We start from the raw sequence: 20,018 nt of genomic DNA, 5'->3' as shown, positions 1-20,018 counted from the left end.
ACATAACCTCACTATGCAAAAAAATGGAGCGGTTGTTTTAGTTTTCCTCTCCATTTCTTTTTTATGCATAGTTTATTAAAAAATATAATTATTAATTTTTTGCTTCATCTCAGGGATATCTTCTCTTGTTACAGTGAAACGAATAACCTTCTCATCAAGATCAAGTGCCTCAGCGAATAAACCAGCTAATCCACGTGATTTTCTATCTACTTCCATAATTATTTCTAATCGGTCGTATGCACGTGGCAAAATTAATAATTCTAATTCATCTAATCTGCCGTAGTACTCTCCAGAAACCGGAATAAACTCAAATTCTTGTGCGAATGGAACTTGTTTACGTAATCGGTGCGGTAATTCTTCACATTCTATATGACGTGCTTTAAACCCTAATTCATTTACACTATCTAAAACACTACTTAATAATGCATTAGGTAACACTTGAACGTAGTCGCGGTCACTTGGGTCTATACTACGTTTAATATCAAGACCTGTATGAATCCAAACCGTTTTCATACCAAGTGTAAGTGGTGCTTCAATTGGCATTGGAAAAGAAAATGGAATGTCAACTGTTTCATTCGGTTCTACAGAAAAAGGTTCGGTTAAGCGTACTCGCTCTAAATCATATGTTGCTGTTACTTTTTTATCATCCACTTCTCGTACATACGACGTCGATAATGTTAAGTAAATGCTTTCAATTTGTTGGCTAACTGAACCTCCAGTTATATGAACCTTTCCAACTATTTCTTCCCCAACAATATACTCATCTTTTTCAAGAACAGTATCTACCTTTGCACTTCCAATACCAACGCTTGCTAAAAACTTTTGAAACATGGAGTCTCCATCCTTTCTAAAGCAGAAGCTACATCTTGTTTTAAATCTTGTACATTCTCATAGTACGGCGTTTTTATTTGTAACATTCGCATAAGCATTTCGCGATTATAATGTTCCAAAGTTAATTCTTCGTACCATGGTTTTTCCTGTTTTTCATTAGATTCATATCCTGCATATAATAAAAATAATGAGAAATGACCGAGCGCATAAAAGTCGCTACGAAATTGAACTTCTCGCATCAAAGCTTGTTCACCTTCGTAAATTGTAGCTCGCTCATCATCCTCACCTTTCCATTTAGCCAATCCAAAATCAATAATACTAATTTGATTTTCTTTCATTAATATGTTTGGAATGCGTAAATCTCGGTGAATAATGCCTTCACTATGAAACACCGATACAATTTCTAATATTTCATATAAAATCTCAAAAACTTCACGTTCTGTATATACATACCCATCTATGAAAATATAATCTTCAAAATTTTTACCAGGCATGTACTCCATCACAAAGAAGCTCTTTTTCTCCCATATGAAATGATCATATAGACTAGGAATTGCATGATGATTTAATGTTTGTAAAATCATTTTCTCTTGTTCAAATGATTTTCTACCAGACTCATATCTTTGTTTACTTTGTCTTAATTGTTTTAAGACTTTATATCTATTTATTTGCAAATCATTAACGACATATGTAACCCCATAACTGCCCATTCCAATTACTGATTCAATTTTATAACGCTCTGCAACAATTGTATTTTTTCGCAGTGGTCTATCAAATAATGCTAGTACACGACGCCATTTCATCAGCTACTTGAAAAGAAGCTACGGCTTTTACGTTTTCTTTTATAATGTTGATGTCCATAACCAGATGAACGTCGTTTATAATCGCTACTTGAATACGAGCGCCCTCTACGACGATAATCACTACTTGAATACGAACGATATTTTTTCTTTCCTAATAAAGAATCAATAATTTTTTTGAACATTCCTTCACCTCTTGAGTAAAATTTCCTTTTCATTATACCAATAATTATTGACTATATTTGTGACAGGTTTGTAAAGAGTAAAAAACGACGAGTTATGCCCGTCGTTACTTTCATTCATCCTCTTCATCAAAAACTTCATCAATCATGCATTTCTCTAATAAATACTCAAATGTAATATCTGCGAGATCTTCAATTTCTTCTCGTTTTGGGACGTACCCTCTTTCAATTAGTTGCTCATAAAAAAACTCCGCAATCTCTTCCGTATCAATCACGACTTCAATTTCCTTCATGAGCATCACTCCTTTATTTCTGTTTTATGAAAAAATCTCAAAATTATGTATATGAGATTAGAAAAATAGATTTTATTTTTTTATAAGTCATAAGCTTTGGACGAGATGCATACGATTGTAGTACAAGCTATTCAAAGGGGGAAATAATAATGGAAAATCAATATGAAGTAGGACAAACAAAAGAAGAGTTCATGCATGAAGATCAATGGGCAGACTCTCTTATAAAGTGGCTTTTTATTTTTTTAATAGTTGTAGGCATACCTTATACTGCATATGTTGTTGTTCAATTTATTCTCTCTTTCTAGTTAACTATTTTTTCTCTGTCAATTTAACTAAATAATTATGAACAACATCCATTACAATTTTATATTCTTCATCTTTAAATGTATCGAACAATAATTGATAATCGTTATAAATGTCAAGTAATCCATCAATGATTTCTTGACGATTCGTCTTAACACTCACTTTTTTCGAGTTGTTAATTGACTTTAACTTTCCTAAATCCAATTTATTCATACCTGCTTTATCTTGTTTCATTTTCTTCAAAATTGTATTTGCCGTTTGAGCATTGGCGAGTAACGTTAAATCTGATTCATCCGCTTCTAACCATTCACCATCCGTAATCCGTGACAATTCATAAATTGTATCTTCCCATGCGTCATTCTTATATCTCCATACTTCTGTACGAAAACCAACAATACGGAAAACATCTTTATCATATCCAGTTACTTGCACAAGATCACCAAACGTGAAATTATAATTTAATTCAATCCACTCCGTATCGCCCTTTTTCATATCTTGCTCTGTAACGTGCTGCAATGTTTGCTCTACGTAAAAGCCATCGTGATTATTGACTTCGTATACATAAACTCCATCTAAAACCTTCATATTTGTGATTTTCCCAACGGTTCCATATAGCGTAATCACGACTATGTCCCCTACGTTGTATTTAGGTTGTTTTTTTCTTGCCATCTCTATCTCTCCTTTTTTTGACGTCGTGATTTTGATATCAGTATATGCAACCTACATAAAAACGCTTATCACAGAAGCTTATATTCATAAATTTTTTCAATAAAAAATATAATCTTATAAAATTTACATTACACTCAAACAAAAGCTAGTAACTAGACTAGCTTCAAATCAACAAATTTCATAATAAAAAAACATACAGAATACTTCACTTTAAATAAAGTAATGTATTCTGTATGTTTTCAAATAGTTTTTATCTATCTTGTATGTATAAATCCCAGGCTTCATCAAATATAGACATACTTTCTAGCATTCCGCTCAACTCTAAGTATAAACTAATTTCATCATAGTCTTCAGATTGCTTCGGAAAACTTAAATCATCATACATCGCCTCTGCTAAATCTGAAATTTCATTTCTAAATAAAGCTGCACGATGCTTCATCATATAATGGTAAAATGTCTTTTTCAAAAATATTCCCTACCTTTCTAACTTGGGTACATTATACAAGGCAAAAAAGAAAAAAACCAGCATAAAAGCTGGTTAAAAGTCGAAATAATTTCTTTTTAATAGACGCGGTCTTCCCATTAATTCTTCATATGTTAGTTGTTTTGGTAAATCTTTCGTGTAAATTAAGAATAATTGATCTTCAATTTCTTTTACTGTATGGTCTGATTGATAGTCCATCCCGCACGAGGAACAAGAAATACATGGTGTCTCTTGGATTTCAATGGCTTTCGTACCATCTGGTAATTCCCAATATACAGTATTCAAGCTTTCTTTCGCTTCTGTACTGTCACACCACATACAATTCATACTGCATCACCCTCAGTTTTTTTGTCGTTTTCTTCTAATTTAGCCATTTGTGCTTGATATTTTTTATCTTTTAATTGATCGCGCTTATCACGTTTATCTTTTAAAGATGCATGAGTATCATTATCTTCGTAGTCTTTACGACGGTTCATACGCTGTAAGTCGTCTGGAACGAGGTTAAATTTCTTATCGCTCATAAGACCTGCGATACCAACATCTGAACGTTTTTCTTCATAGTTCGGATAAATCTCTTTAAAGTATCCTTCCGCTCTTCCTGGAATATAGCTCTCTGGCTCTGGATACGTCGTAATAACACCTTCAAAGTTACGAAGTACAACTTTATCTGCACTTTGTGAGATTAAATAGTTTGGCTGAAGTGCAATTTTACCGCCTCCACCTGGCGCATCAACAACGAATGTCGGAACAGCATAACCAGATGTGTGTCCACGTAAACCTTCAATAATTTCAAGACCTTTAGATACTGGTGCACGGAAGTGACCGATACCTTCAGATAAGTCACATTGATAAATGTAGTATGGACGTACACGGATTTTTACTAAGTCATGCATAAGTTTTTTCATAATTGGAACGCTGTCGTTAATACCAGCTAAAATTACTGCTTGGTTTCCGACTGGAACACCAGCATTCGCTAACATTTCACATGCCTTTTTCGATTCTTCAGTAATTTCAATAGATGTATTGAAATGTGTATTTAACCATACTGGATGGTATTTTTTAATAATGTTACATAAGTTTTCTGTAATACGTTGCGGGAATACTACTGGTGCTCTCGTTCCGATACGAATAATCTCAACATGCGGAATCTCTCGTAAATTTTTTAATACATATTCTAAAATTTTATCGTTAATTAGAAGTCCGTCACCACCGGAGATTAATACATCTCGTACTTGTGGCGTTTCACGAATATAAGCAATTGCATCATCTAATTGTTTCTTCGGTACACCCATTCCAATTTGTCCACTAAAACGACGACGTGTACAGTAACGACAATACATAGAACATTGATTTGTTACTAAGAATAGTACACGGTCCGGATAACGATGTGTTAGCCCTGGAACTGGTGAATCTTCGTCTTCGTGAAGTGGGTCTTCTAAATCATATTTTGTTTTATATAACTCTTCCGAAATCGGTACTGATTGCATCCGAATCGGACAGCGTGGATCATCAGGATTCATTAGCCAAGCATAGTACGGTGTAATGTTTAACGGGATCGTTTTCGTTGAAATTTTAACGCCCTCTTCTTCTTCAGGTGTTAAGTTAATCACTTTTCTTAAGTCATCTAACGTTTTGATCGTATTCGTTAATTGCCAAACCCAATCATTCCATTGCTCTTCAGTAACATCTTTCCATAATTCGATATCCTTCCAGTGACGATTTGGTTTGTATACATCATGTAACATTGCTATTCCCCCTTTTTATACGCTCATCCTTTATATAAGCAATAGTTATGCCAACTTTGCATTGTTGATAAGTAAATGTGCGGAGAACCCTATTACATAAGCAAAAAAATATTTTTAAGCGTTGTATGAAATCAATACTTAACATCATATTCATTACTTTTTATATATGTAAACGCTCTTTTATTGGTGCAAACACACAAAAACCGCCGATTATTCGGCGGTTTTGTCGTACTTGCTCAGTTTATATTGAAGCGTTTGACGAGGGATACCCAACATTTTTGCGGCTTGTAGTATATTCCCTTCCGTTTCAATCAACGCTTGATCTATTAATTCTTTTTCTGTTTGATGAAGTGCTTCTCTAAGTGGCATTATACCCTTCTTCTTCGAAAACTTTTCTTTCCGAAATGTACGTGGTAAACAATTGGCTGTTAATGTATTCCCTTCTGCAATAATAACAGCATGTTCAATCGTATGTTTTAACTCCCGGACATTTCCAGGCCACTGATAAGCTTGCAGTCTATCTTTCGCTTCCTCATCAATTTGAAGTACACCTTTTTTATAACTTTTATTATATTCTTTCAAAAAATAAGATGCTAATAATAGTACATCCTCAGTTCTTTCACGAAGCGGTGGGATATATAATGAAAATACGTTTAAGCGATAATATAAATCAGTGCGAATTTTATTCTCTCGTAAACATATTTCTGGAGGCTGGTTCATTGCGGTAATAACACGAACATCTACTTTTCTCGTCTTATTATCACCAATTCTTCTAATGACTCCATCTTCTAACACTCGTAACATTTTTGCCTGCAAATCAAGAGGCATTGAATTCAGTTCATCTAAAAATAATGTACCACCATCAACAAGTTCAAATAGCCCAGCTCTTTCAATCGCTCCCGTATAGCTTCCTTTTGTCGTTCCAAACAATAAACTTTCTAATAGCGACTCTGGTAAAGCTGCACAGTTTTGTGCAATAAATGGCTTGTTTTTTCTTTTAGAAGCTTCATGAATTGCTTGTACAAACAGTTCTTTTCCTGTTCCTGTTTCACCATATATTAAAACATTCGCGTCTGTTGGTGCTACTTTTTGTGCTAACTCTTTCGTCTGTTTAAACCGCGTATCATTTGTCACTATCGTCTCAAATGCAGCGTGCTTTTTAATCACTTTTTTTCTAGATGATCGCTTTATTTTCGACTGTAAGTCAACAATTGTGTCAGTAAGTTTTTGAATTGTAGAGTAATCCTTTGCAATTTCAACAGCCCCAGCAATATTCCCATCTATAAAAATAGGTAACGTCGTATTTACTGTACAAACATCTTCACCATTTAAATTTTGATAATGTTGTACCTGATGTACGATAGGTTTTTTTGTATCTAGTACTTTCATCAATGTACTCGTTTCCCTTGATAAAGACGGGAACGCTTCTAACAGATGTTTCCCTAACACTTTTTCAATCTTCGATCCATCGTGTTTTGCAGCTACAGAATTATAAAATATTGTAATTCCATTTTCATCTACAGCGTGTATAGCCTCATCAATACTGCCCAAAATCGCTTCAATGACTTCTTGTGTCGAAACTGCTAGCAATGTCATCCCCCCTCTTGCCGAAAATCCAGCAATTACATGCCGAATTTTCGGCACACCTATGTGCGATTGTAAGCATGACGATTCCGTTCTATAATTTTAATCAATTTTATATTTTCATTAGATAACTCGAAACTCTAATTAGTACGGCTTTTTCAAACACCCAGCTCCGCCTAACTGTTTTGCTTTACAGCCAAATTTTGAAGCGGAAGTTTTACTGCTTTCGAATAGCTAGATAGATCTTTCACCCATATATTCATATCTTCCAACTTATCGAAAATGTAGCAATTATTTGCCAGTCTTCCTGTATACGTATAGCCTAATTGATGAAAGGCAGCATTCATTCCGAAAGAAAGCGATCGAGCAATTGTATAGGAGCAGAAAATAGATCTTTCTCGAAGTTCTTCCTCTAATTTAATTAGTAAACTTTTCATAAATCCATGTTTACGATATTCAGGTAAAGTAGCACAATTCGTTAATTCTGCATTCCCTTCCTTTATGTTCATTTCTGCAGATGCTGTACTAATAATTTTCCCCTCAAATTCATATACGTAGTAAATTGTATCGTCTTCTTTCATCGTCTGTAATACATAACTCGCTTCATTTAAAGGTGTCGGATACACTTCAAACACTTTTCCGAATACAGTTGCTAATTCTTCTGCATCTTCTTCAGTCGCTTTTCTCAGCAAAAATTCCTCTGGAACTACTTTTTCTTTTATTTCTTTTCCTTTTACACCGCTTAATATAGTATCTTCCTCAGTCCAATGCATACTATTTCGTCTTTCATCATTATTATATTTCACGAAAAAGTATGCATCGTGTCCTTGAAAATAATGAGGTATCGTTGCTTCCAACAAAAAACCGAAAGAGAGCCATGTTGAAACATGCTCTCCCTTTCCTTTAATAATGCATTTAGTGAAAGAATGTTTCTCTGCTAGTTCGTCAATTGTCTGTATAATACTTTCAACATTTCCTGTATAGTGATCTACCCGAATACGCTTATTAAAATAATCTAAAACGCCTTCTACTGTATAACAATTCGTCTGTTCTCTAAAAGATTCATAGTATTTCATTTTTTCACCTCACACCAATCTAGTAATGTACATGCAATAATTTTTGCGGCAGCTATCATTTTATCAACTTCTATATATTCGTTTGGATAGTGTGCTACTTTCGTCTCTCCTGGACCAAAGACTATTGTTGGTACGTTTGCAATTTGTGTAAATAAACCTCCATCAGTCCCCCACGGAGATGCTTCAATAATTGGTTCGTTCCCTTCGATTTCAACAAAGTTATGATGAAGTGTTGTAATGAGTTCATGATTCTCTTCTAGTTCACCAGGAACCCATCTCGCTCCAAACCATTCTACTTCTACTGGATTTTCAACAAACCAATTGTCCACATCATTTAATTCAGCAATCCAATTCTCAAACTCTTCTTTTGCCGCCTCTATAGTCTCATTCGGCGCAACACCGCATCTTCCTTCTAAAATTAATTCATCGGGAACAGAACTTGGCCAACTCCCTCCTTCAATTTTCCCAATGTTAATTGGAATTGGAATCGGAATTTCTTTAAATAACGGATCTATAATTCGACTATTTCTTTTCTCCTCTAGCTTTCTTACATGTTCTATAACAAACATACTTTTTTCAATTGCACTAACCCCTTCATAGCGCGTTCCACCGTGTGCAGCTTTCCCTTTTACACGTAGACGAAACCACATGGAACCTTGTTGTTTCGGGAAAAACTTCATATTAGTAGGCTCTGGAATAATGACACCATCTGCCTTATATCCTCGTAATATAGTTGCTAATGTCCCTGCTCCGCCACTTTCCTCTTCTATTACACTTTGAAAATAGATGTCTCCTTTTAATTCAATGCTAGATTCAATGATCGCTTCCATCGCAAGCATAAGTGCGACATTTCCGCCCTTCATATCCGTCGTTCCACGGCCATATATACGATTCCCTATTTTCTCACCGCTATAAGGGTGATGTTCCCACTGATTCACATCCCCTTCTGGAACTACATCAATATGCCCATTTAATATCATAGATTTCCCGTCGCCACTTCCTTTTAAAGTCGCTACAATATTTGGGCTATTCAAAAAACTTGTACGGGGTGATACAAAATAAGGGTGATCTTTCATTTTAGAAAAGGAGGGCTCCCATATATCGAGATCTAAACCTAATTCACGTAATTTTTCAATCACAATTGCCTGCGCACCGCTTTCATCACCAGATACGCTCTTTTCTTGAATTAATCGTTTTAAAAATTTCACACTTTCCTCTTCATGGCTCTCAATATAATCACAAACTTGCTTTTTTAATTGCTCCATATATTACATCTCCCTTCATTCAATTACTAGTAAGTTAGAACTAATTTGAAAATCAGCTTCTGTATGTCGTTTTACATCTTCTACTGTGTATGGGCTCATTAATTCTTGTAATATAAGTCCACTCGGAGTTACCTCCATGACTGCCATATCAGTAATAATTAAATCTACACATTTCTTTGAAGTTAATGGCAATGTACACTCTGAAACAATTTTTGCATTTCCGTACTTATCAACATGATTCATCACAACAACGACCCGCTTCGCTTTTTGTGCTAAATCCATTGCTCCACCAATACCTGGAACACGTTTTCCAGGTACAATCCAGTTTGCTAAATCACCATTTTCACTTACTTGTAATGAACCAAGAATCGTTATGTCTAGCAAACCTTTTCGAATCATCCCAAACGCTGTGCAGCTATCGAAATAACTCGCTCCTGTTATAAGAGAAGTTGGTAAACCTGCTGCATTACACAAATTTTCGTCTTCATTCCCTTTACTTGGCGTTGGTCCCATGCCCACGATTCCATTTTCCGCATGAAACATAACATTTATATCGTCAGGCAAATGATTTGGTACAAGCGATGGTATGCCAATACCTAAATTTACAATCATACCATTTTGTATTTCTTTCGCCGCACGCCTAGCAATCTTATCCCTCACTTCTACGCCCATACCCATTTCCAGTTCACTCCTTCCGACGGTACAATATAATTTACGAAAACACCTGGAACGACAATTTCCTCTGGATCTAAATTTCCAAGCGGGACTATTTCTTCTGCTTCTACAATTGTTATATCCCCAGCCATAGCTACATGAGGATTCATATTTCGTGCACTTTTGTCAAATACAAGGTTACCAAACGGATCTGCCTTCTTTGCATATACAATTGAAACTTCAGCAGTTAATGCTGTTTCAACTAAATAGGTCTTACCATTCATTTCAACTGTTCGTTTTCCCTCTTCCACAATTGTATCAACACCAACATCAACTAAAACACCACCAAGACCAACGCCACCAGCGCGAATGCGCTCTGCTAATGTTCCCTGGGGAGAAAACTCAATTTGTAATCTTCCCTCGTTTAGTTGCCTTCCTGCATTTGGATTGGAGCCAATGTGAGAAGTAATTAGTGATTTAACTCTTTCATTTGTAACAAGACGACCGATACCTACATCAGGAAATCCAGTGTCATTTCCAATCAAATTTAAATTTGTAACGCCTTTTTCTAAAATTGCCTGTATTAAAGATGGAGGGGATCCAATCCCTCCAAATCCCCCAAACATTAATGTCATATCATCATGGAACAAAGAAATTACTTCCTCAATTTCTTTTAATTTACCGAATGTATTTGTAATAGTTGTCATGCGATACTATGCCCTCCTTTTTGCATCATCTCTTCCACACTTTTAGAGAAAATTGAAAGTAATTCATCTAACTCGGAATATGTAGTTGTCATTGGCGGTGCTACAAGCAGTGCACTATCTTCTTTTCCTGCTTGCCCTGAAACTGCTTGATATAAAAGCAGGCCGTTTTTAGCTGCAACTGAAATAAGCTCCGACGCTTTTGTAAACGGTTGCAATTCTACTCCGATTAGCAACCCTTTTCCGCGCACATCAGCAATGATTGTCGATTGTTGCTGAACTTTCTGCAAGCCCTTTATTAAATAATCTCCCTTTTCTGCTGTTTTTTCAGGGAGATTATGTTTCTCCATATATTCAATAACAGCTAAAGCCGTTGCTGCAGACAATGGATTTGCACTTAACGTATGACCACTCATTACTGAACGTGATCCGCGTAATATTGGTTCCATAACACGATCACTTACAACTGTAGCTGCCATCGGTGTATATCCCGCTCCTAATCCTTTACCAAGTGTCATAATATCCGGCTCTACGCCCCAATGCTCCATCGCAAACCATGCTCCAGTACGACCAAGCCCAGTCATTACTTCATCCGCAATAAATAAAATATCGTAATGATTACAAATATCTTTAATGACTTTATAATAGTCTTTCGGCGGAACAACCGCGCCTCCAGCTGCTCCAATAACCGGCTCAGCAATAAAAGCAGCAATATGCTCTGCACCAATTCTTTCAATTGATCTTTCTAGTTCAGTCGCACATGCCAGCTGACAAGTTGGATATACCTTTTGAACAGGACATCTGAAACAATATGGAGCTGGTATAGTCGGATAATCTTCCAAAATAGATACGAAACGTTGTCTACGTAGTGGGTGACCAGACATCGATAAAGCACCCATCGTAATACCGTGATAACTCATCCATCTTGATAAAATTTTATGTTTCCCTTGAATACCTCGCTCTTGAAAATGCTGAATTGCAATTTTCATAGCTGTTTCATTCGCTTCCGTACCACTATTTACAAAAAAACTCCAGTTCAAATCTCCTACACTTAAATCACTTAACTTCTTCGCTAATTTTTCAGCTGGTTCACTCGTAAACTGTGATCTATAAACGAAAGCAATCTCCTCAGCTTGCTTTTTAATAACGTCTGCAATCTCCTTTACGCCATGCCCAATACCTGCCGTAATTGCTCCTGACGAACCATCAAAATATTTATTGCCATTTTGATCATACAAATAAACACCTTTTCCATGTGAAATCATTGGATACGGCTGACCAACAAGTGGTTTAATTAAGTAATCGCGCATAGCGCTCCCCCATTTCTCCAATTTGTATATATATATGAAGAAAATTGACGTTTCTTTCATAAAAAAGAATCCTCTGCAAAAGCAGTGAATTTATCAAAAAACTATTATAAAATATACAAATGAGTGCTTAAAAATATTTATAAAACAGAAAATTCAGAACTATAAAACGAAGATCAACCCTTTTCTATACGCCCAAATAACCCTCCCTTTTATATGAAATGACTGCATCACCAAATGTTTTTATAGCATAATGCCAGCTGTCCTTAAATACCGACATTCTGTACACTTCGACGGAACTCCCGTTAAACTCCTTCCTATTATCCTACTTTAAATTGCATATTTTAAAACAAATTTCGACACCCCACCTTACTAATCAATTCAGATTCATATTTAATATGTAAACTTTTCATTTTTAAACTATAAAAAAAGAACCGATTAACCACACTAATCAGTTCGTCATGACGCTCTCTTATGGGTTAATACTGTCAATTGCTAAAATAAATAGAAAAATGAAGTTTACAAATTCATCCTACAGCCTATAACACAAAACCTTTTCATAACTTCATTCACATCACAATTACTATCAGGATATCTCTATCCCGAAGTGGCACCCCTTTCCTCAGATTCAAACTATCTTTCCTTTATAATTTATGTAGGACAATTATCACTTTGTATGTGTATTTGCCTATAATTAAAAAAATCCCTAGTTTTCTAGCGATTTTTGGACATGTATTCAATATGTTAATTGAAATACACTTTCAATTTGGAATTTATTTTACTTTCGTGCAGTCATATGTACTGCTTTACTCTACGAAATTCTCGTAAGCACCAGCACCTCTTTATGACAACATATTTGTTGTCAATTTTTAATTTTCCCCTTATAAAATCTTTTTTTTTGCATAACCGCTTTCTTGCTTCGCATATAGTTTTAATGATGACAAAGGAGGAATGTTCATGTCTCAATCTGAAATCGAAAAATATGGACAAGAAGTTACGCAATACGAACAGCTCGCACGTTACTATCAGTTTCGTAATCCTAAAAAATATATAGAATTATATATGAAATATTACGATGCACTATCAAAACTTGTACAGGCGTATGAAACAAGAGACTCACAAGAAGCTGCTTTACCGTCACATATAAGAATTTTTCATGCCGATCCAAATATACCAGCAGTTGACATTTTAGTAAACGGACAAAAGGTTATTAAAAATATTTCATTTAAGCAATTCAGCCCTTATTTATCATTAGTGCAAGGTAAATACCGTATAGACATTGTTCCTGTCGGAAATGAAACTCCAATCTTTTCAGCGTTGGTACCAATAATGGGAAATCATACTTACACTCTTGCTGCAATAAATAGTGATAATCACCTACAATTACAGCCTATACTTGATAATACACATTTACCAGCTGGTCAAGCAAAAATACGGTTTGCACATTTCTCTCCAGATACCCCTGTTGTAAATGTAGATTTAAAAGATGGAGATCATTTATTTGAAAATGTACTCTTTAAACAAATAACAGATTTTTTGCAAGTTAGCCCTGGTACAGCAGATATTGAAATTTCACTCGCAGATAATAAAAACGTTTTATTGACTATACCGAAATTCAATGTTGAACCAAATGTTATTTATACAATTTCAATAGTAGGTTATTCAACTAAAGATCCTAAATTAGAAGCCGTTATACTCACAAATTAAAACAGTCTACACCATTCATTTGGTGTAGACTGTTTATTTTTGAAATGCAATTTGAAATTCTGTCCAATCGTTATCTGATCGACACATAATGGATCCATTATGTTTTTCCACAATTTGTTTACATACAAATAATCCAATACCAGTTCCTAACTTTTTAGTAGTTACAAATGGTTCAAAAATCGTTTCTACATTTTCAGCTGGAATCATTGGTCCATTATTTTTTATCACAATTCGAATAGCTTGATCTTCTTCAAATACATCAATGATAATTTTTCGTTCTTCTTTCATTGATTCAAGAGCATCAATTGAATTCATTAATATGTTTAAAAATACTTGTCTCACTTCACTTCGATAACCAACAAGCGGAATTGGATACGGTAAATTCTTTTCAATCAAAACATTCGCATTGACCAAACTCGGATATAAAAATTGTATAATGTCTTGAAACAAGTCATTAAGCCAAAACCGTTCCGATTCATTCCACATTTCTTTTTTTGATACGAGTAAAAATTGCGAAATACGAAAATTTAATTGATCTAATTCATGCGAAATAATATCTAAATACGATAAACTCGGATGATCTGCCTTTAATAATTTGACAAACCCCATAATGGAAGTAAGCGGATTACGAAATTCATGTACAAAACTAGCTGACATTTGTCCTAAAATCGTCAGTCTTTCTTTATGTGTTTCGTTAATATATTGCTGTTTTTCCTCTAAATTCTTCGATATAATTTCCGAGTATTTTAAAACGGTATAATAAATTAATTTGTCAAAACAAGTATGTATTTTTGCCATAATTGGTTTCAATTCACGAGCACTAACATCTAATTCACACATCGCTTCGAAAAGTTCATTTCTTCCCACGTTTGCGTTATAAACAAAATCTCCAATATTCGCATCTGCTCCAGCACGTTCAATAGCAATTTTCTCACATAACGGTTGAAGATAATTTATATCTTTATCTTCCATAGTAAGTTCGATAATTAACTCTAGTAAATCCTCTCCATTTTGAACTACTTCTAGTTTAAATGGATCTTTTTCGGAAATTATCATTTTGTTTTTCCAGTTCTCTACGAATTGGTGCCTATTGTTTTTCAAGTGTGAACAAAATATTTCTTTAATATCCTTATCGATTGGAAAAACCTCCATTCCCTCCATTTCCATACGACGAATACCCTTTATATTTTGAATATTAACACAAAAAATACGATTCGTTAATAGATTTTTGTCACATTTTGTTAATTTCTGTTGATAAAATTATTTTTTCTTTCTTATTTAACTAATTGTATGCAAATCCCCTTTTTCCTTCACATATTTTCATTATTTCCGTAGTCAAAACGACTTTTTTGCATCATTTTTAATTCTTGCGTACAATAGAAAATGAAAGGTGTGAAAAATATGGTAAATAAAAATGTGGAAGATTATCTCCAAGAAGGCATTTACGGCCAAAAGCAAAACAAACCAGAAGAACGTAATATGTATTTAACTACATTACGTGAGCGTGTGGAAATCGCTTTAACGATCGGTCAAGTAATGCAAAGTAATGTATACTCTGAAGTGGCGGGTAGCATGCGCCCTTCTCAATCATTACAACTCCTCCTAAATGGTGGCATTGCTTACCCACATTTATCAAAATACATTAAATTAGCAAACGAAAAAAATGTTCCTTTTACAATTGTTCAAAATAAAGATACAAAAACACCAATCGGTTTAGTATTAACTCATGCTACTGCTGTAGATAAAGAACAAATTTATGTAGAAGATACTATTTTCAAACAAGAAATGAAGTAAAAGTTACACTTAATTAAATAGTTACTAGAAGCGTAAAAAACGAGTATGGAATCGTAAACATTTCCTACTCGTTTTTTAGTGCAAGTTTTAAGTTTTTCTATTTTATTTTTTAATACATACTAATTTCATTTCTGTCATTTCTTCTATTGCATATTTAATTCCTTCACGCCCCGTACCACTTTCTTTCACACCACCATAAGGCATATGATCTACTCTGAACGTTGGTATATCATTAATCATGACACCACCAACCTCTAGCTCATCAATTGCACGCATTGCTTTAACTAAATTATTTGTAAATACACCTGCCTGTAAGCCGTAACGCGAATTATTTACTTGTTCAATCGCTTCATCAAATTCTTTAAATGTATTTACTGTCATGAGTGGGCCGAATACTTCTTGGCACTGCACAGATACATGATCTGGAACATTTGTTAATACAGTCGGTTCAAAAATTCTTGCATCGCGCTTTTTACCACCGCATAAAACAGTTGCTCCTTCCTTAATTGCTTCTTGAACCCACATATCAATTCGCTCTACATCTTTTTTTGAAATTAAAGCTGATACATCCGTTTCCTCAAGCAGTGGATCACCAACAACAACTGATTCCATCGCTTTCTTCAGCTTCGAAAGAAATTCATGCATTTTCGTTTCATGTACAAAAACACGTTGTACGGAAATACAAACTTGTCCATTATTAACAAATGCTCCCCATTTTACACGTTCAATTATTTCATCTGTTAACTCTACATCTTCATCAATGATAACAGCAGCATTTGATCCTAGTTCCAACGTAACTCGTTTTAGCCCAGCCTTTTGTTTTATTCCAATTCCAACTTTTGGACTTCCGGTAAAAGTAATAGAAGCAACGTAATCATTTTTGACGATGGCCTCACCAACCGTGGAGCCAGGGCCAGAAATGATATTTAAAGCTCCATTTGGCAATCCTGCCTCTTCAAATAACTCAACTAATGCATAAGATGATAATGGCGTTTGATCAGCTGGCTTTAATACAACTGTATTTCCGGCAGCAATTGCTGGTCCAACTTTATGCGCTACTAAATTTAATGGGAAATTAAATGGTGTAATAGCCCCTATAACCCCAATCGGCTTTCGGATTGTATATGCGATACGCCCATCCGCACCAGGTGCGGCGTCTAATGGCAATGTCTCACCATATATACGCTTCGCTTCTTCAGCTGCAAATTTGTACGTTTGAACAGTACGATCTACTTCTCCCCTTGCAGCACGTATTGGTTTTGCAGCTTCTTTTGCAATAATCTCTGCAAATTCTTCTCTTCTTTCATCCATTTTTTGTGCAACTTTCTCTAAAATAGTCGCACGATCATATGCAGATAATGTATTCATTTTTGTCATTGCATTTTTTGCAGCAGTAACAGCCTCTTTTACATCTTCTTCCGTTCCTTGTGCAATTTCCGCTAATGTTTCTTCAGAATATGGTGCGTACAATGGTTTATACGTGTTTACAGATTTCCAGTCTCCATTTATATATAAATGCTTTTTCATGCTTCTTCTCCTTCCAAATATATGTATACAACAATACTTCACCTAGTGAAAGGTTTGACTTATGTCATTGTATCATAGCTCCTATCCCTCAAAAAACATTATGCTCAAAAAAACTCTGCTATATAGCAGAGTTTACGAGCTAATTTGCTCTTGTAACGAAATTTGTTTTTCATCTTCTAAAATAACAATCGATTCTACTATCTTTGTAACTTCTAATCTTTTTATATAATGTCCATCTAATTCTTTCACACAAAACTTATAATTTTCAATTTCAATGGAATCCTCTTCAGCAATCTCTATATTCTTCGTTAAAATCCAACCACCGATTGTATCAACACCATCATCATCAATCCCTAAACCAAATAACGTATTTACTTCACTAACAAGTACTTTTCCCTCTAGTATCGTCTTCGTTTCACTAACCTTTTGAATTTCTGGCTGCTCATCCGTATCAAACTCATCCTGAATATCTCCAACAATTTCTTCCAGAATATCTTCAACAGTAACAAGTCCAGATGTTCCACCATATTCATCTATCAATATAGCAATATGTGTTCTTTCTTTTTGCATTTTCAAAAACAAATCATGAATTGGAATAGAATCGATAACTAAAATAATTGGTCTCATATATTGCTCTACTGTCTTCTTATTAACAGCTTTATGTTGTACAAATTCAGTAAAAATATCTTTGAAATTCACAAAACCTATTACGTGGTCTTTGTCGCCATCAACAACTGGATACCTTGTATATTTTTCACGAGACATTTTTTGCAGAGCTTCTTCAGCAGACATCTCTTTACTTATAATATTCATTTCAGTTCGAGGTACCATTATTTCTTTTGCAATGCGATCATCAAATTCAAAAATTTTATTCACATATTTATATTCAGATTGATTAATCTCACCATTTCTATAACTTTCTGAAACTAACAACCGTAATTCTTCTTCTGAATGAACCTCATCATGTCCCTTCGGCGGTTTCAGCCCTAGCAGCTTCGTAATGATTCGAGCTGAACCATTTAATAGCCAAATGAATGGGAATGCAATACGATAAAAGAAAATTAACGGCTTAGAAACAAGGAAACTCACTTGTTCAGATTTTTGAATTGCAAATGTTTTTGGGGCCAATTCACCTATTACAACATGCAAAAAAGTAATTAACAAAAACACTAAAATCACAGCAAAAATGTCTGCTAGTTGAGTAGAGATATTCCAATTTGCAAAAAGCGTATCAAACATTTGCTTTAACGCAGGTTTACCAAACCACCCAATTCCTAAAGCTGTAACAGTAATTCCCAGCTGACAAGCAGATAAATATTCGTCTAAGTTTGTAATGACTGTTTTGACCGATTTTGCACGATTATTTCCTTCTGCAATTAAATAGTCAATTCGTGAACTTCTCACTTTAACAATTGCAAATTCTGCTGCAACGAAAAATGCCGTTAAAGCAATTAAAACAATCACTATACTTATACTATATATGTCCAAATACTTTTCCTTACTTACATTGTAAGCAAGGAAGCCACCTCCTACTTAATTTTATTCAAGTGAAGTAAGCATTCTAATACTCTAACAAAATTCTACATTAGCAACCACCTTTTTATATATTATATGCATACATAAAAAAGATATTTATCATTATGATAATCTAATTCATTTACACTCGTCAAATTATTCTAAATGTTACGATAAAACATTTTTATTTAAACGAACTATTCTTCTCAACTCAATTTCGTGAAAAAACACTTTCTTTGCCGATTCCACACTTCTTTTGTCGCACTAGAAGGGAACTTACTTCATAACTCGAAATCATTCAACAGGATATATATAGGAGGGATTATTTTGGAATATAAAACACCATTTATCGCAAAGAAATTAGGTGTTAGCCCAAAGGCTGTTGTCCGGATCGCACAACAATTAAATCTTACGATAGAGAAAAACAAATATGGCCACTTTATTTTCACACAAGAGGATGTCGATCAAATGTTAGAACACCATCGATTTCAAATAGAGCAATCTCAAAATTCTCAATCTACTCAAAAGGCTTCCTCAAATGAAGTTGAGGAATTAAAAACTCAAGTTAATACAATTGTTCAAAACATATCATCGAATGATTTTGAGCAATTAGCTGATCAATTAAACACTATTACGAGAAGACTTGATCGAATGGAAGAACAAATGCAAGATAAGGCAAATGATGTCGTCACGTACCAACTTTTACAACACCGTCGTGAAATGGAGGAAATGTTAGAGCGAATTCAAAAGTTAGAAGCTGCCCTAACGAAAGAAGAACCCATTTATATTACTCCTGATTCAAAACCAACATATGAACGAGAAAAGAAACCGAAGCGCCGCAAAATGATTTTTAGTATATTTGGATTATAATTTTTAGACCCTTATTAAAATAATAAGGGTCTTTTTTAATGAAGAGTTATATCCTATACAAATATTATTCTCTTTATTATACATATTCACTTCGCTTTATTTCGTTAACATAATATTTTTACTGTATTCTGCAATTAATGCCTGTGCATGAGCATTCCCTTGAATCACATCACGAAATTCTTTTAAAGAATACAAATGCGTAACCCCTTTTCGAGCATGAATTCTTACTGGTACACCTTGTAAAGTATCATGAAACTGAAATGGATTATCTATTGGCTCAATTGGAAAACCAAGTGTAAGTAAATACATATACATTCTTTTTGTTACTGCTGCAATGTACCATTCAGCTTTTGTTTCTAACGCATGTATAAATAAAATAGCTGTTAGCCTTTTGAAATGTCCTCTCCCACGAGACGTTTTCGAAATACTTAACTTGCCTATTTCATATACATTCTTCAAATCTTTCACTAAATCATTTTTAGAAAACGGATAGAAAAACTCAGAATTTGATTGTTCAGGTACCGTATACTTAATACATTCCACTGTACCAATAGGATGTTCATCTTCTATTAATAAAAATCGTGATGGATTTAAATTACGTTCTACGAACATTAAGTTTCTTTCCTCACAAAAATCTCCCCATAGTTGCTCGAACCCAAAATGTTCTTCCTTTGTTTGAACACGCTGGAACATATTTAACCGCCTTTC

Annotated in this window: 22 protein-coding genes; 4 read left to right on the top strand and 18 right to left on the bottom strand. The window is 34.5% G+C overall.

Translation table 11 applies throughout. The features are described 5' to 3' along the window. Positions 1-75: 75 nt before the first annotated feature. The 4 genes from ACTFRY_RS15335 to ACTFRY_RS15320 all read right to left on the bottom strand — a co-directional run bounded on the left by ACTFRY_RS15335 (position 76) and on the right by ACTFRY_RS15320 (position 2,106). Entirely contained in the window at positions 76-831 is a 756-nt protein-coding gene (locus ACTFRY_RS15335) for a sporulation protein (protein WP_000486631.1), read from the bottom strand. Continuing rightward, positions 813-1,634, bottom strand: a complete 822-nt coding sequence (locus tag ACTFRY_RS15330) for a serine/threonine protein kinase (RefSeq protein ID WP_016117752.1) — start codon at positions 1,632-1,634, stop codon at positions 813-815. Before ACTFRY_RS15330 ends, ACTFRY_RS15335 begins: the two co-directional genes overlap by 19 nt. After that, complete coding sequence (locus ACTFRY_RS15325; RefSeq protein ID WP_000473371.1) at positions 1,634-1,816, bottom strand: hypothetical protein; 183 nt, start codon at positions 1,814-1,816, stop codon at positions 1,634-1,636. The genes ACTFRY_RS15330 and ACTFRY_RS15325 overlap by 1 nt, the downstream gene beginning before the upstream one ends. A gap of 110 nt (positions 1,817-1,926) precedes the next feature. Beyond that, positions 1,927-2,106 carry a YozD family protein gene (locus ACTFRY_RS15320; protein ID WP_000658451.1) on the bottom strand — a complete coding sequence of 60 codons (180 nt, stop codon included), beginning with the start codon at positions 2,104-2,106 and terminating at the stop codon, positions 1,927-1,929. A gap of 149 nt (positions 2,107-2,255) precedes the next feature. On the opposite strand from ACTFRY_RS15320, the gene ACTFRY_RS15315 reads away from it, so the two are divergent. After that, entirely contained in the window at positions 2,256-2,411 is a 156-nt protein-coding gene (locus ACTFRY_RS15315) for a DUF3930 family protein (protein WP_000431486.1), read from the top strand. A gap of 4 nt (positions 2,412-2,415) precedes the next feature. Here the strand turns inward: ACTFRY_RS15315 and ACTFRY_RS15310 are convergent, their stop codons facing one another. The 10 genes from ACTFRY_RS15310 to ACTFRY_RS15265 all read right to left on the bottom strand — a co-directional run bounded on the left by ACTFRY_RS15310 (position 2,416) and on the right by ACTFRY_RS15265 (position 11,900). Continuing rightward, complete coding sequence (locus ACTFRY_RS15310) at positions 2,416-3,078, bottom strand: hypothetical protein (RefSeq protein ID WP_016117751.1); 663 nt, start codon at positions 3,076-3,078, stop codon at positions 2,416-2,418. Positions 3,079-3,328: 250 nt separating this feature from the next. Further along, entirely contained in the window at positions 3,329-3,544 is a 216-nt protein-coding gene (locus tag ACTFRY_RS15305; protein ID WP_016117750.1) for a YozE family protein, read from the bottom strand. Between the two features lie 72 nt (positions 3,545-3,616). Next, positions 3,617-3,889 (bottom strand): YokU family protein, encoded by a 273-nt coding sequence (locus ACTFRY_RS15300; protein WP_000995763.1) that lies wholly within the window; start codon positions 3,887-3,889, stop codon positions 3,617-3,619. Continuing rightward, complete coding sequence (ablA, locus tag ACTFRY_RS15295; protein WP_000902142.1) at positions 3,886-5,307, bottom strand: lysine 2,3-aminomutase; 1,422 nt, start codon at positions 5,305-5,307, stop codon at positions 3,886-3,888. Before ablA ends, ACTFRY_RS15300 begins: the two co-directional genes overlap by 4 nt. Positions 5,308-5,517: 210 nt before the next feature. Then, the gene (gene rocR / locus ACTFRY_RS15290) at positions 5,518-6,903 is read right to left on the bottom strand and encodes an arginine utilization transcriptional regulator RocR (RefSeq protein WP_011110073.1); all 1,386 of its coding nucleotides are present in this window, start codon (positions 6,901-6,903) and stop codon (positions 5,518-5,520) included. Between the two features lie 164 nt (positions 6,904-7,067). Continuing rightward, a complete protein-coding gene (ablB, locus tag ACTFRY_RS15285; RefSeq protein WP_000878596.1) occupies positions 7,068-7,967 on the bottom strand; it encodes a putative beta-lysine N-acetyltransferase in 900 nt (299 codons plus the stop codon). After that, positions 7,964-9,232 carry a peptidase gene (locus tag ACTFRY_RS15280; protein ID WP_000436685.1) on the bottom strand — a complete coding sequence of 423 codons (1,269 nt, stop codon included), beginning with the start codon at positions 9,230-9,232 and terminating at the stop codon, positions 7,964-7,966. The genes ablB and ACTFRY_RS15280 overlap by 4 nt, the downstream gene beginning before the upstream one ends. Positions 9,233-9,247: 15 nt before the next feature. After that, entirely contained in the window at positions 9,248-9,910 is a 663-nt protein-coding gene (locus ACTFRY_RS15275; RefSeq protein ID WP_000525278.1) for a CoA transferase subunit B, read from the bottom strand. Then, on the bottom strand, positions 9,895-10,593 hold the full coding sequence (gene atoD, locus ACTFRY_RS15270; RefSeq protein WP_000208106.1) for an acetate CoA-transferase subunit alpha: 699 nt from the start codon (positions 10,591-10,593) through the stop codon (positions 9,895-9,897). The genes ACTFRY_RS15275 and atoD overlap by 16 nt, the downstream gene beginning before the upstream one ends. Further along, positions 10,590-11,900, bottom strand: coding sequence for an aspartate aminotransferase family protein (locus ACTFRY_RS15265; protein ID WP_001205897.1), 1,311 nt, complete (start codon positions 11,898-11,900; stop codon positions 10,590-10,592). Before ACTFRY_RS15265 ends, atoD begins: the two co-directional genes overlap by 4 nt. Positions 11,901-12,854: 954 nt before the next feature. Here ACTFRY_RS15265 and ACTFRY_RS15260 point away from each other — a divergent pair. Beyond that, positions 12,855-13,604, top strand: coding sequence for a DUF4397 domain-containing protein (locus ACTFRY_RS15260; RefSeq protein ID WP_000083284.1), 750 nt, complete (start codon positions 12,855-12,857; stop codon positions 13,602-13,604). Positions 13,605-13,637: 33 nt separating this feature from the next. Here ACTFRY_RS15260 and ACTFRY_RS15255 read toward each other — a convergent pair whose 3' ends face one another. Then, the gene (locus ACTFRY_RS15255; protein ID WP_000425086.1) at positions 13,638-14,771 is read right to left on the bottom strand and encodes a BA2291 family sporulation histidine kinase; all 1,134 of its coding nucleotides are present in this window, start codon (positions 14,769-14,771) and stop codon (positions 13,638-13,640) included. A 234-nt stretch (positions 14,772-15,005) separates the two neighbouring features. Here ACTFRY_RS15255 and ACTFRY_RS15250 point away from each other — a divergent pair, with 234 nt between their 5' ends. Continuing rightward, positions 15,006-15,398 carry a YueI family protein gene (locus ACTFRY_RS15250; protein WP_000247557.1) on the top strand — a complete coding sequence of 131 codons (393 nt, stop codon included), beginning with the start codon at positions 15,006-15,008 and terminating at the stop codon, positions 15,396-15,398. 102 nt (positions 15,399-15,500) lie between these two features. On the opposite strand, the gene ACTFRY_RS15245 is transcribed toward ACTFRY_RS15250, so the two are convergent. Both ACTFRY_RS15245 and ACTFRY_RS15240 read right to left on the bottom strand, forming a co-directional pair. Further along, positions 15,501-16,925, bottom strand: a complete 1,425-nt coding sequence (locus ACTFRY_RS15245; protein WP_000716457.1) for an aldehyde dehydrogenase family protein — start codon at positions 16,923-16,925, stop codon at positions 15,501-15,503. 132 nt (positions 16,926-17,057) lie between these two features. Continuing rightward, positions 17,058-18,413: a hemolysin family protein gene (locus tag ACTFRY_RS15240; RefSeq protein WP_098616753.1), complete on the bottom strand. Its 1,356-nt coding sequence runs from the start codon at positions 18,411-18,413 to the stop codon at positions 17,058-17,060. Between the two features lie 354 nt (positions 18,414-18,767). Between ACTFRY_RS15240 and racA the strand changes: the two genes are divergently transcribed. Continuing rightward, entirely contained in the window at positions 18,768-19,310 is a 543-nt protein-coding gene (gene racA, locus ACTFRY_RS15235) for a chromosome-anchoring protein RacA (protein WP_000456022.1), read from the top strand. Positions 19,311-19,406: 96 nt separating this feature from the next. Here racA and ACTFRY_RS15230 read toward each other — a convergent pair whose 3' ends face one another. Further along, a complete protein-coding gene (locus ACTFRY_RS15230) occupies positions 19,407-20,003 on the bottom strand; it encodes a hypothetical protein (RefSeq protein WP_000487795.1) in 597 nt (198 codons plus the stop codon). Between the last annotated feature and the right edge of the window lie 15 nt (positions 20,004-20,018).

This window comes from Bacillus cereus group sp. MYBK195-1 (genome assembly GCF_051916605.1).
Classification (GTDB): Bacteria; Bacillota; Bacilli; order Bacillales; family Bacillaceae_G; genus Bacillus_A; species Bacillus_A cereus.
This window is presented reverse-complemented; position numbering and strand designations above follow the sequence as displayed.